The sequence below is a fragment of the Mucilaginibacter pankratovii genome, from assembly GCF_014773265.1.
Taxonomy (GTDB): domain Bacteria; phylum Bacteroidota; class Bacteroidia; order Sphingobacteriales; family Sphingobacteriaceae; genus Mucilaginibacter; species Mucilaginibacter pankratovii.
Genome location: NZ_JACWMY010000013.1, coordinates 138343 through 151265, shown reverse-complemented (window position 1 = coordinate 151265; position 12923 = coordinate 138343). Strand labels below are relative to the sequence as shown.

Below are 12923 nucleotides of genomic sequence, written 5' to 3'. Positions count from 1 at the left end.
GATGAAGAAACTGATATTTTTAGTGGCTATGCTGCTTAGTTTTGTTACCGTGAACGCCCAGCCAGGGAGCGATATACAAATGGCAGATGCGCTCCGTACATCGGGGATGATCTATGTGGTGGTAATTACCATTGTGATAATTTTTACCGGGCTGGCCATTTACCTGTTCAGCATCGATCGCCGCCTGAAAAAAATTGAGAAGGAGAATTAAACTAATCCCCCTTAATGCTGTTTAAACTTTGATTTTGAATTTCTTTACATTTTAAACAGATACTGTCTTTTAAAAATTTGCATTATTCGCAAAAAAAGAACCAACTTTGCGCAGTTTTTTAAGAGATTAATTTTTATCCAATTCTAAATTATGAATATTAATAATCCGACTGCAAATCAGGATACGCACTTTTTTGGTGACGTATGTAAAAACTTTGATTTTGCAGCGCAATTTACCCAGCACGATGCCGGTTTGTTAGACCAGATAAAATCGTGTAACAGTGTTTACCGTTTCCGTTTCCCTATCCGCAGGGGCAATGGTTTCGAAGTTATTGATGCCTGGCGTGTAGAACACTCGCACCACCAAAGCCCAACTAAAGGTGGTATCCGCTACAGCGAAATGGTGAACGAGGATGAAGTAATGGCGCTTGCTGCCCTCATGACCTACAAATGCGCCATTGTAAATGTACCTTTCGGCGGTGCTAAAGGCGGCATAAAAATAAATCCTAAAAGTTACAGCGTAAGCGAATTGGAGAATATTACCCGTCGCTACACGGTAGAGCTTATCAAAAAGAACTTTATAGGCCCAAGCATTGATGTACCTGCACCCGATTACGGTAGCGGCGAACGCGAAATGAGCTGGATTGCCGACACCTATGCTACCATGAACCCTGGTCAGCTGGATGCTATGGGTGCTGTAACAGGTAAGCCTATTGCGCTGCACGGTATTGCCGGCAGGAGAGAAGCAACCGGCCGTGGAGTTGCCATAGCCATCCGCGAGTGTGTGGGTGTTGCCGAGGATATGCAGAAGATAGGCTTAACCACCGGCTTATCGGGCAAAAAGATAATTGTACAGGGCCTAGGTAACGTGGGTTACTACTCTGCAAAGTTCCTTTCGGAATTTGGCGCGTTAATAGTTGGCCTTTGCGAGTTTGAAGGTGCTATTTACAACGAGGATGGTTTGGATGTGGAAGCTGTATTCCAGCACCGCAAATCAAGCGGATCTATCTTAGGTTATGCCGGCGCGAAAAAAGAGTTTAAAAACACGATGGACGGCCTGGAGCAGCCTTGTGACATATTAGTACCTGCTGCTTTGGAAAACCAGATCACTTCGCAAAACGTGGGCAGCATTAAAGCAAAAATTATTGCTGAAGGTGCGAACGGCCCCACATCCCCGGAAGCGGAAGCCGCGTTTTACAAAAATGGCGGCATGATCATCCCGGATATGTATGCCAACGCCGGCGGTGTTACCGTATCGTACTTCGAATGGTTGAAAAACCTGAGCCACGTAGCATTCGGCCGTATCAACCGCAGGTTTGAGGAAAACTCGAACCTGAATTTGGTGAACATGGTAGAAGGTATTACCGGCACGGCTTTAACACCGATGCAGCGTTCAACCATCATCAAAGGTGCGTCGGAATTGGAATTGGTAAACTCCGGTTTGGAAGATACCATGATCCGCTCATACCACGAGATCCGCGAGATCTACAAGAACAACCCTAAGATAGGAACCCTGCGTAACGCAGCCATGGTAGGCGCTATCAACAAAATAGCGGTATCGTACCAAAACCTTGGTGTTTGGCCGTGATCAGCGTTTAGAGGCTGGAGATTAGAGATTAGTCTTCAAATTCGATATAAAGAAAGAGCGCCCGGAATGGCGCTCTTTTTTTGCGCTCTGAATTTGAAAAATATCGATACATTGATCAGATGAAAATATCCCGCCGTTGAACCAGCAACTAACCAAACCGACAGCCTTTAGAAAGGAGTTTATGTGGACGATAAACAGCAAGTTTGGTTGCTGGTCGTGCCTTATAAAAGTTCCCGCGATCTTGGTTTTGGGTTATTATACGTTCTTTTACCCATTGATGGAGTATGACCGCACTTTAGTTGAATGGCATATCCCCGTGATTGCCGGATGCATCGCGGGTTTGTTAGCAGCGGTATTCTTCGCGAAGCGGGCGAAGCAATTTCTGCCGATGGCCTTTGTAACAGCATTTGCTTTCAACGCCGTTTTGTTTTTTCTTAACGATGTGTTCTCCGATGGGAAGAAAGTAGCGTTTAAACTTACCATCAACGCAAGATACCCGCATTATGGCAAATACGGGCCGAGCGCAGCTGTTAAATTCCACGAGAAGAACTACTCGGTTAAAGCCGCGAGCAATGAGGAGTTAAAGCAGGCATCGTACGCCGTGATAACGGTTGATGAAGGGTTGTTTGGATATTATATCATTCGGGGTGAAAGATTGGTGAAATACTAATACCCATATTTGCAAATATTTATTAAAGCACCTTCGTAATGCTGAGCCGCTTATTTTTTGTATGCTTCCTGTTTATCTTTCCTGTTGCTTGTGTGCAATTAGATAAAGAGCGGCCGACCAAACCAGAAAAAGAAAGTTCAAAACCCTATTTGTCTAACCATAAACTTGGCCTCAATTCCAATTTAGATACTATAGTTAGTAAAAATGAGGTTTTTGTGGATGGCCTACATTTTACACTTGTTAGCACAAGTCTTAAGACCTACCTATTGAGGGGAAAGGATGACACGATTTTTAAGGTGGCCGAAAATGCACCAATTGTTGATCCCAGAGACTTTAACGGCGATGGTTACAAAGATTTTAGAATTGGCTTCACAAGTGACGCACTTGGTTCTGAGAATTTATGGCTTTATGTTAAGGAGAAAAAAACGTATAAAAAGGTAATTCATTTTAGTGATTTTCATACCGCAAAACGCATACCCAAAACCAATTATTACTATTCCTATGACGTTAAATATCCTTGTGTACTTGTGGTTGACCCGAGTGATGCATCGCGATATAGAGGCGACAAGTCAGAAAAATATCGTGGACAGAATATAACGAGCGAACTATTTTATATTAAAAATTTTGAAGTAAAAAAAATAGGGAGTCTTAAACAGTACGCTTGCGATGCAGACGAAAAAAAAGGGGTACACATCTATCGGTTTAAAAACGGAAAAGGTATTAGATATGCCGAATTCCCGGTTCAAGCTATTGGAGGAAATGATTTTTATCGTTATTTCTTCTTTGAAAGATATTGGGCAAAAAATTATAGGTTGTTCTTATGAAGGCTTATGTGTCTTACCCACCCTTATTTAACGTTAACGAATGTTAACAGATACAGGCGGTTGCTTTCGGGCGAATTACTTTTACCTTAAGCAACCAAAATCATGAAAAAGAAACTTTCTATCGTATTGTTTTTAACAACTCTTTTGCTAGCCGGTATTATCGTGCTGCAGCTGTACTGGAGTTTTACGGCCTATAAACTCAACAAAGAAAAATTCGACGGCGACATCAACATAGCCATGCAACGCGCGCTGGATAGCTGCAAAAAAGACTATTTCGATTCTATCAGGGTGGTGATGGTAAAACGCCTGTCGGACCCGGGTACTAATATCAGGATAGACACAATAAAGAAAGATACCTCTAATATCTGGTTTAATATCTGGCTCAAAAATAAGTATGTAAGTATGGGCGAGCCTCTGTTGGTGTCTAAATCTGACTTTGATTTTTACCGGGCAAAAATAAACCACACTGCAACAAACGCCGAGACACTCACAGAGATGTCGTTTTATGTACCAAGTGTTGTTGACCAAGTATTACTTCTGCTTGGGATGGAAGACAGCTATTTGCATATCAGCGAAAAAAGGAAATCAGCAGGTGTAAGTAGCCGAAAGCCATTTCGCGAAGTAATATATGATATTGTCCTTCGTAACGGCATTTTTGCATTGCCGCCTGATTACCGCAAGGCCGACAGTACGACGCTTCACTTTTATTTTAAGGAAGCCCTGCAGCAAATGCACCCTAAGATGCGCCGCTTTGATTTCGACCTGGATATATCTGATAAACCCATCCCGGCAGACGATTTTGACCCGCACCTCATAAATCAGTTGCGGTACAGCGAAACCGGGCAGTTTACTTATAAATACCATGGCTTTTTATTTTTGCAGCATACCGATAAAAATACACTGTTCGTAAGGGCAAAATTCGACCGTGCGCAAATTGGCATCTTAAGTGAAATGATCATCATACTGGGCTTATCAGGTTTTTTGATCGTGTTTACCATATTTTGTCTGTTCTACATTATCCGCACCATTGTTCAGCAAAAAAAGCTGACCGAGCTAAAGGATGATTTCATCAATAATATGACGCACGAGCTGAAAACGCCCATAGCCACCATCACCGTTGCCATAGAAGGGCTGCAAAAGTTTAACGGCTTAAACGATCCGGAGAAAACCCAACGCTACCTGCAAACATCGCGCAACGAATTGAGTCGGCTTGATGGGCTGGTAACCAAAGTGCTTAACGTTGCTGCTTTCGAGCGTAAAAAGGTGGTATTGGTAAAAGAGCGAATAGCCATTGACGAACTGATGAACGAGCTGATAGAAGCCGAAAAACAAAAAACAATCAAGGAGGTAAGCATCAGTTACATCAACCGCGATGGTATTACGGAGATAGAAGCGGATAAGGTACATTTACGCAACATTATGCTTAACCTAATAGATAATGCCATCAAGTATGCAACTGAGCCTGTGGATATTAAAATAAACCTAACCAAACAAAATAAATACGCCTTGTTTTCGATAAAGGATAATGGCATGGGTATACCGGCAAAGCATATTAAACACATTTTTGATAAATTTCACCGTGTACCGGCGGGGAATGTACACAATGTAAAAGGAACCGGCCTGGGGCTCAATTATGTTAAATACATTGCAGAGGCCCATGGGGGCAAAGTATCTGTTACCAGCAAGATGAACAAAGGAAGTGAGTTTACGGTATCTATCCCCCTTAAAAATGGATAAAATAAAGGTTTTATTAGCCGAGGACGAGCTTGCGCTGGCCCATATCGTGCGCGAGAGTTTGGAGGAGTCGGGTTTTGAGGTGGTGCTTTGCGCCAACGGCGAGCAGGCCCTGCAAAAGTACCGCGAAAGCAAGCCGGATATTTTAGCGCTGGATGTAATGATGCCCAAAATGGATGGCTTTGAACTGGCCAGGAAGATCCGCGAAGCGGATAAAACAACGCCAATCATCTTCCTTACGGCAAAATCGCAGCCCAAAGATGTGGTGGCTGGCTTTGAGAGCGGGGCGAATGATTATCTGAAGAAACCCTTCAGCGTGGAGGAACTCATTGTACGGATGCGGGTGCTGCTGAGCCATAATCGCCTGCTTGCCCGTAAAACGCCCGATAAACCAGCTAACGAACTCTACCAGATAAGCAACCTGCATTTTAACCCGGTAAAAAACACCTTACAGCAAGGTATCAATACCTGGCCGATAACCGCCCGCGAGAGCGATATTTTAAAGCTGCTTTGCAAGAATGAGCACGAGGTATTGCCTCGCAAAATACTGCTGGATACCATTTGGGGCGACGATAACTTTTTTAACGCCCGCAGTCTGGATGTGTTCATCACCAAGCTCCGCCGTCACTTAGCTGCAGACCCTAACATTCAGATCATCAACATCCGGGGAGTGGGGTATAAGCTGGTGTGGTAGAGAGAATTGTTGAAAGGTTTTAAAGTTGAAAGGTTGAAATGTTGTTTGCATTTCAACCTTTTTAGTTTGTTAATATTCAAACTTTAAAACCTTTCAACATTCCAACCTTTCAACTCTTACCTATTCGCTATAAACGGCGCCTGCCGCACAAATTCATCGCTTGTTAGCTGCATTATCATCCACGCGCCGAGGCTTGATGCGCTGATGAAATCGCCGGGGCAATCCTGCAGACTGGTTACCACTTCGGGCATATCGTCGGTTTGCTGGATCATGGGGAGGCGCACGAGCGTCCAATCGGCCCCGCTTGCGGCGAGCACTTCGTATTCCACCTGTTTATCGGCGGTGGTTTTGGGGTAGTTTTGATACATCCATTCGGTGCCGAATTTTGCTTTGGGGCCTTTATTGTCGAAGGGAGTATCTACATTTAGTCCTGTAGCGCTGATGTAACGGGGAACATCTAATTCTACCATCGCCTTCAAAACCTTGGTGCTCACGTCGCTAAAAACGGGTAGCTCGCCGGAGGGCTGGCCAACGGTGCTGATGACGGCACTGCAGCCGGCAATCAGGTTGAGCAGGGCATCATAATCGCGCGCGTCGCCTTTTACGAGTTGGATAAGGGGGTGATGAATTTGCAGGCGCTCAGGGTTGCGGTGCAGAAATTTAACAGGGATATTTTGAGCAAGTAATTGTTTAACAAGGTATTTACCGGCCTTACCGGTGCCGCCAATTACGGCAACTTTTATGTTTGATTGCATGATATGCTTTATAAAAATGAAAATAGAAAATGAGTGTTATGCCGTTTGAGGCACAAGGGATACGTCGCCATTTTAAAGGCAATGCAAATGGGTGGGATATTTATAAAGCGATTTTAATGAGATAAAGGTAAACAGGATTAATGGATTTTAAGATTATTCAGGATTTTTTTCTGAACCTTGATTTTCCTGATTTAAAGTTTTCATGAACTAACTTTATATCAGGTGTATCTTTTAATCCTTTAATCATGATTCAAAATGCGATAGGGATGGGCGCGGATACCGGCCTTGTGGCTAAGGCTTGTGCAGTATGAGCAAACAGCCCGGGCCAAAGGCATCGCCCCACAATTTGTCTGAACTCGAATTTCAAGGAGTTTAAAGAATTTTCAGAATCTAAAAAAAGAACCTCATTTCGCATTGACCCTTACAACCCTTACAACCTATCAATAACAATTCTAAATAACATATATCCCTTGTAATAAACATTATTAGCTTAGCGTTTTGTATTTTTGTATCCCGGTTTACGTATAGATCAAAGCATGAAGAAAAGTTCGATTTTTGGCCTCATTGTAATAGCTATTGCCATAGCGGTTATTATTAGTGTTTACTCAAGCACAAGTAGTTACGGTAATTTTAACGATGCTAAAAAAAGCAGCAGCGAATTAAAAGTTGTTGGGCGCCTTAACAAGCAAAAAGAACTGCATTACGATGCCATAAAAGATGCTAATTATTTCTCGTTCTACATGCGCGATACCGTGGGTAACGAATGTAAAGTAGTTTTCACCGGCACCAAGCCCGAAGATTTTGAACGCTCTGAGCAGATTGTGCTTACCGGTAAGATGGTAGGCAACGAGTTCCATGCTTCCAATATCCTGATGAAATGCCCCTCTAAATACACCCAGGATAAGTTAGAAACGAAAGAATACAAGGCCAAACAAGCCAGCATATAACCAATTTTAATGGATACAGTTTTTAAAGGCGAGCACCTTTTACCAGGGCAGATAGGCCAATTTTTTCTCGTTCTCGCTTTCGGGGCGGCGCTTTTATCGTTTATCAGCTATTATTTTTCTACTACAGATGATGCCGGAAAACCCGGCGGTACCTGGCAAAAGCTTGGTCGTATTGGCTTTTATATCAACTCGTTATCGATATTGGGTATCGGTACCTGTTTGTTTTACATTATTTATAACCACTTTTTCGAGTATCACTACGTTTGGGCATATACTTCCAAAACGTTGTCGGTGCGCTATATCATCTCTGCCTTTTGGAACGGGCAGGAGGGTGGCTTTTTGCTTTGGATCTTCTGGCAGGCGGTATTAGGCCTGGTGCTGATCTGGAAGGCCGGTACCTGGGAGCGCCCGGTGATGACCGTTGTTGCCCTATCGCAGGTAACGCTGGCCACCATGGTTTTGGGTGTCAACATACTGGGCGTGCATTTGGGCAGTTCGCCGTTTTTGCTACTGCGGGATTTTATGTCGGAAGCCCCGATATTTAAAAGCGCCGATTACATGTCGTTCATTAAAGACGGGCAAGGCATGGTGCCCTCCCTGCAAAACTATTGGATGATCATCCACCCGCCAACCTTGTTTTTGGGTTTTGCGGCTATGGTGGTGCCTTTTGCTTACGCGGTTGCCGGCCTTTGGCAAAAACGCTATAAAGAATGGGTAGCACCTTCTATCCCTTACGCGCTGTTTGCCTGTATGATATTGGGCACAGGCGTAGTAATGGGCTCGTTTTGGGCCTATGAGTCATTAAACTTTGGCGGCTTTTGGGCGTGGGACCCGGTAGAGAATGCTTCTATCTTCCCCTGGATCACTATGGTTGCGGCTGTGCACGTGCTTATTGTGTATAAAAACACAGGTCATTCTTACTTTACCGCAACGTTTTTAATGCTGATAAGCTTTGTGCTGGTTTGGTACTCCTCGTTCCTCAACCGTAGCGGTATTTTGGGCGATACTTCGGTACACTCCTTTACCGATTTGGGTATGTTTTGGCAATTGGTTACCGGGATCTTGATTTTCTTTGTAATGTCGGTTTGGCTGTTGGTGAGCCGCTGGAAAGAACTGCCGATCACCAAAAAGGACGAAGAAACCTACTCGCGCGAGTTTTGGATGTTTGTAGGTGCCGTTTTCCTGGGTTTATCCTGCTTTCACCTCATTGTAGTAACATCAGTACCGGTATGGAACGCCATGTTCGGTTTAAACATTGCTCCGCCTGCGGAAAAAGCCAGGATGATCCATTACAATGTTATCCAATCGTCGTTTGTGTTTGTAATAACCATACTGACTGCCTTTACGCAATTCCTGAAGTATAAAAAGACCGACGTAACCAAATTTTTTATTACCACCGCTGTTTACCTGCTGTTTTCGATATTGATAACCGCGCTGGTGGTTTACGCCACAGGGCTTTACAAGCTAAATTTTGTATTTGTGCTGGTGATGTGCGGTTCCATCTATTCGGTAATAGCCAACGGTAAAGTTTTGGCCGATGCCTTTAAAGGTAAGTTCAAGCTGGCCGGTTCGGCAGTGGCACATATTGGTTTTGGTTTACTGATGGTAGGCGCATTGATATCTGCGGGTACCAGTACGGTAATATCTATTAACAACACAGGCGAAAGCTATTCTGCCGAGTTTGCCAAAGACGAAAACCCGCGCGAAAATATCCTGGTATACCGCAACGAACCACAAAAAATGGGCGACTATACGGTTACCTATTTGGGTGATTCGCTAAACCTGCCCGATCACTTTTATAAGGTAAACTACCGCCGGGTGGATGCCGCAGGCAAGGTAGCCGAAGATTTTACCCTTTACCCTAAAGTACAGGTGAACAAAGGTTCGCTGGCCTCATCGCCGGATACCAGGCACTACCTGTTTCATGATCTGTACACCCACATCACCATGACCAACTCGGCAAGTACAAGCGAGGAAAAGGGTGTGGCAGGCGAAGAGGAAACCCCTAAAGACGATACTAAAGATTACGACCCCGCCGTACCGCATGAAGTCGCAGTAGGCGATACTATCCGTTTCCGCGAAGGTTACATGGTGTTAAAGCAGCTGAATAATGGCGTTAAGCTGCAAAATATCGCCGCAAGCGAAGTATTGGTATCTGTTGGTGCCGAACTGGAGATTGTAACGCACGGCAAAACCTACCATACTGCCCCGGTTTACATGTTGAAGAAGAATGGTGGCGTATTCGATTTCCCAACTAAAGTGGAGGAAGCCGGTTTAAAACTGCAGTTCAGCAAAATTATTCCGGATAAAAAGAAGGTGGAAATATCCGTTTATCAACAGCCCGAGAGCGCCAAAAAGTACATCGTGATGCGTGCCATCAAATTCCCTTATATCAATTTCTTTTGGGCGGGTACCATTATTATGGTTATCGGTTTCTTCCTGTCGATATTACGGAGGAATAAGGAAGTGAAGGCGGTATAATTAAATTGTATATTTAGCCATGCGCAGCACAATTAGTTACACCTTGTATGTTTTATTTGCAGCTATGGCATTTGCTGCCTGTACCCAACAGCCGGATAAACCTGCTGTAGATAAAAAATCACAATCAGAAACCCTAATACAGGAACATTTCAGGTACCTGAACGATCATGACCTGAAAAGCCTCGTAGGCCAATATGCGCCGAAAGCCAGCATTACATCAAGCGATTGGAAAGGGATGGTAAGCGGCCGCGAAGGTGCCGACCAGATCTTCCACCTGGAGTTTTATGTATCGCCGGATGCCAAATACCTGGTAGATAAAGTGATCAATACCGATTCTACTGTTGTTGTAGAATACGATGTTATCGGCCTAAAGGATAAAGCCAACGGCGGTGTACGCTACGATGTGCGCAAATGCAGTATCTTCCGCATTGATGATAAAAATAACATAGGCAGCGAGGCTACCTATGTCAACGCCATGGCTTACCATAACGGCAACTAAGCAACAAAGCCTCTTCAAAAAAATGAAGAGGCTTTACTGTTTTAAAGGTTCTCGCCAGACGGGCCCTGCCCTTTATTGGAGGCATTTTCCGGTTGCGGGTTCTCCAGCTCTTCGTTATCATTATCGGGTGTAACGGTAGGTATTTCTTTTTGCTTTTCGTCGTCTGCTTCCGGTTTTATCGTTTCGTTATCAACATTGGCAACATTGCCTTTAATATCATGGTTTTTGCCCTGGTTGGTGGCGCGGTCGAATTTTTCAATTGTAGTTTCCATATCCGTATAATTTAAGGTTGATGTTATTGTTAACTTATCTTAGAAAAAACCGTACCAAGAATTGAGGGAGTCGGAAAGTCCGCAAGTCCGAAAGATTTTTGAAGGACTCCGAGCTTATGGCTATTTCTCTTTCTTTCGGACTTTTCCGACTTCCGGACTTTCCGACTAACATCCCTATCTTTGCACCAATGCAAAATCTCCACGCGTATTCGCAACTTATAAAAACCGAGGCCAAAAACCTGGGCTTTTTATTTTGTGGTATAGCTAAGGCAGAATTTTTAGAGGAGGAGGCTCCCCGGCTGGAAGCATGGCTTAACAAAGGCATGCACGGCGAAATGAAGTATATGGAAAACTACTTTGATAAACGCCTCGACCCGCGTTTACTGGTAGATGACGCAAGATCGGTTATTTCACTTGGGCTCAATTATTATTCCGATGAGCTGCAGCTCGACCCATCGGCTCCAAAGATCTCCAAATATGCATATGGCATTGATTACCATTTGGTTATAAAAGAGAAACTAAAGCAGCTTTTGGCCATTATCAACGATAAGATAGGAGAGGTTGGCGGCCGCGCTTTTGTAGATTCGGCACCAGTACTGGATAAGGCCTGGGCAAAAAAGGCAGGGCTTGGCTGGATAGGTAAAAATTCAAACTTGCTGAGTAAGCAAGTTGGCTCCTTCTTTTTTTTAGCGGAACTGATCGTAGATATCGAGTTGGAATACGATGTAGAGCCCACTGCCGATCATTGTGGCACCTGCACCAAATGTATCGATGCTTGCCCAACAGAAGCCATTGTAGGCCCTTACGTGGTGGATGGCAGCCGTTGTATCTCTTACCTCACCATCGAACTGAAGAACGAGATCCCGCAGGAATTTAAAGGCAAAATGGATAACTGGATGTTCGGCTGCGATATTTGCCAGGATGTTTGCCCCTGGAACCGCTTTTCGGTACTCCACAACGAGCCATCGTTTACCGCGCATCCCCACCTTCACGGATTAAAGAAAGAAGATTGGGAAGACATCACGCAGGATGTGTTTCAGAAAGTGTTTAAAAACTCCGCCGTAAAACGAACAAAGTTTGAAGGCCTGCAAAGAAACATCAGCTTTTTACGAGAGATGTAATTATAATTGAGATATTAGTCATAGCTGACAAAGCCCGTTTATTGCTTAAACGGGCTTTGTCTTGTATCTTGATTCTAACAGTCTTAGGTCTGTTTTACAGCCCTTTACCAAATTTACTTGCCAGTTGTTTCAGCATATCATCATCCACAGGCTTGGCGGGTTCTTCTTTCTTTTTAAAAGGCTGATTGTTATATGGCCTGTTTAATTGAGGGCTTGTTTTTGGTGCATTATTGGTGAATGCCGGTTTGGGGGCATCTTGTTTTGGGGCTGTAGTTGTTGCGGTTTGTGCAGGTTTGGCCGCCTGGCGCTCGGCTGCCTTCTTGGCGCTCCAGCGCTTGTGGATCTCTTCCAGCTTGCGTTTGGTATACAGCGGGAAATCGCCCTGCATCATCCAGGAATAATAGCTGGGCTCTACATTCAATACATCCTCTACACGCTTGCCTTTGTGCTTGCCAAAGTTTATCAGTTCTTCACCTTCTTCGTTATAAACCATGCGGCCCGCAAAATCAACAGGGCGGCTCAGGTTAGTAAATTTATGCAGAGCCTCCACATCGCCTACAACAGGCTTGCTGCGGTTGCCTTTTTTATCTTCATATTCGGTATCAACATAACGCTCTACCTGCGCCAGTAAAACTTCCATGGTGGCACGGGTATCAGCCTCGGCAGAGTGCGCGTTAATAATATCCTTTTCGCAATAAAATTTGTACGCTGCCCTTAGTGTACGCTGTTCCATCTGGTGAAAAATGTTCTGCACATCTACAAAATAGCGGTTCTCCAGATCGAACATTACGCCGGCGCGTAAAAATTCTTCCATCAGCATGGGTATATCAAACTTGTTGCTATTGTATCCGGCAAGATCGCTATCACCAATAAAAGCGGCAATATGCTCACCTAACTCATGAAAACGCTTCTCATCTTTTACATGCTCATCGTAAATACCGTGCACTATAGATGATTCCAGCGGAATAGGGATGCCCGGCTGTACTCGCCAGGTCATAACTTCCTCGCTGCCATCGGGGTTAAGTTTTATTACGGATATTTCTACAATGCGGTCGGCACCAATATTTACACCGGTAGTTTCAAGGTCGAAAAAGGCGAGAGGCCGCTTTAAATTTAATTTCATTGGTT

General features: G+C 44.2%; 13 protein-coding genes. 10 read left to right on the top strand and 3 right to left on the bottom strand.

Translation table 11 applies throughout. From position 1 onward, the window contains the following. Position 1: 1 nt before the first annotated feature. From IDJ77_RS22735 to IDJ77_RS22710, 6 genes are all read left to right on the top strand, one after another. The gene (locus tag IDJ77_RS22735) at positions 2-211 is read left to right on the top strand and encodes a CcmD family protein (RefSeq protein ID WP_191191278.1); all 210 of its coding nucleotides are present in this window, start codon (positions 2-4) and stop codon (positions 209-211) included. A gap of 150 nt (positions 212-361) precedes the next feature. Next, complete coding sequence (locus IDJ77_RS22730) at positions 362-1798, top strand: Glu/Leu/Phe/Val family dehydrogenase (RefSeq protein ID WP_191191277.1); 1437 nt, start codon at positions 362-364, stop codon at positions 1796-1798. A gap of 136 nt (positions 1799-1934) precedes the next feature. After that, complete coding sequence (locus IDJ77_RS22725) at positions 1935-2468, top strand: hypothetical protein (RefSeq protein WP_191191276.1); 534 nt, start codon at positions 1935-1937, stop codon at positions 2466-2468. A 38-nt stretch (positions 2469-2506) separates the two neighbouring features. Then, positions 2507-3292: a hypothetical protein gene (locus IDJ77_RS22720; RefSeq protein ID WP_191191275.1), complete on the top strand. Its 786-nt coding sequence runs from the start codon at positions 2507-2509 to the stop codon at positions 3290-3292. 102 nt (positions 3293-3394) lie between these two features. Continuing rightward, positions 3395-5029 (top strand): sensor histidine kinase, encoded by a 1635-nt coding sequence (locus IDJ77_RS22715; protein WP_191191274.1) that lies wholly within the window; start codon positions 3395-3397, stop codon positions 5027-5029. Continuing rightward, positions 5022-5720: a response regulator transcription factor gene (locus IDJ77_RS22710; protein ID WP_191191273.1), complete on the top strand. Its 699-nt coding sequence runs from the start codon at positions 5022-5024 to the stop codon at positions 5718-5720. Before IDJ77_RS22715 ends, IDJ77_RS22710 begins: the two co-directional genes overlap by 8 nt. A gap of 116 nt (positions 5721-5836) precedes the next feature. Here IDJ77_RS22710 and IDJ77_RS22705 read toward each other — a convergent pair whose 3' ends face one another. Next, on the bottom strand, positions 5837-6475 hold the full coding sequence (locus IDJ77_RS22705) for an NAD(P)-dependent oxidoreductase (RefSeq protein ID WP_191191272.1): 639 nt from the start codon (positions 6473-6475) through the stop codon (positions 5837-5839). Positions 6476-7011: 536 nt separating this feature from the next. Between IDJ77_RS22705 and IDJ77_RS22700 the strand changes: the two genes are divergently transcribed. From IDJ77_RS22700 to IDJ77_RS22690, 3 genes are read left to right on the top strand one after another with little or no spacing between them, the layout of a single operon-like run. Continuing rightward, on the top strand, positions 7012-7422 hold the full coding sequence (locus tag IDJ77_RS22700) for a cytochrome c maturation protein CcmE domain-containing protein (RefSeq protein WP_191191271.1): 411 nt from the start codon (positions 7012-7014) through the stop codon (positions 7420-7422). A gap of 9 nt (positions 7423-7431) precedes the next feature. Continuing rightward, positions 7432-9903: a cytochrome c biogenesis protein CcsA gene (gene ccsA, locus IDJ77_RS22695; protein WP_191191270.1), complete on the top strand. Its 2472-nt coding sequence runs from the start codon at positions 7432-7434 to the stop codon at positions 9901-9903. A gap of 19 nt (positions 9904-9922) precedes the next feature. Continuing rightward, entirely contained in the window at positions 9923-10402 is a 480-nt protein-coding gene (locus IDJ77_RS22690; RefSeq protein ID WP_191191269.1) for a nuclear transport factor 2 family protein, read from the top strand. Between the two features lie 41 nt (positions 10403-10443). On the opposite strand, the gene IDJ77_RS22685 is transcribed toward IDJ77_RS22690, so the two are convergent. After that, a complete protein-coding gene (locus tag IDJ77_RS22685) occupies positions 10444-10674 on the bottom strand; it encodes a hypothetical protein (RefSeq protein WP_191191268.1) in 231 nt (76 codons plus the stop codon). Between the two features lie 188 nt (positions 10675-10862). On the opposite strand from IDJ77_RS22685, the gene queG reads away from it, so the two are divergent. Beyond that, positions 10863-11795 carry a tRNA epoxyqueuosine(34) reductase QueG gene (gene queG / locus IDJ77_RS22680; RefSeq protein ID WP_191191267.1) on the top strand — a complete coding sequence of 311 codons (933 nt, stop codon included), beginning with the start codon at positions 10863-10865 and terminating at the stop codon, positions 11793-11795. A gap of 94 nt (positions 11796-11889) precedes the next feature. Here queG and IDJ77_RS22675 read toward each other — a convergent pair whose 3' ends face one another. After that, positions 11890-12918 (bottom strand): exonuclease domain-containing protein, encoded by a 1029-nt coding sequence (locus IDJ77_RS22675; RefSeq protein WP_191191266.1) that lies wholly within the window; start codon positions 12916-12918, stop codon positions 11890-11892. Positions 12919-12923 lie beyond the last annotated feature (5 nt).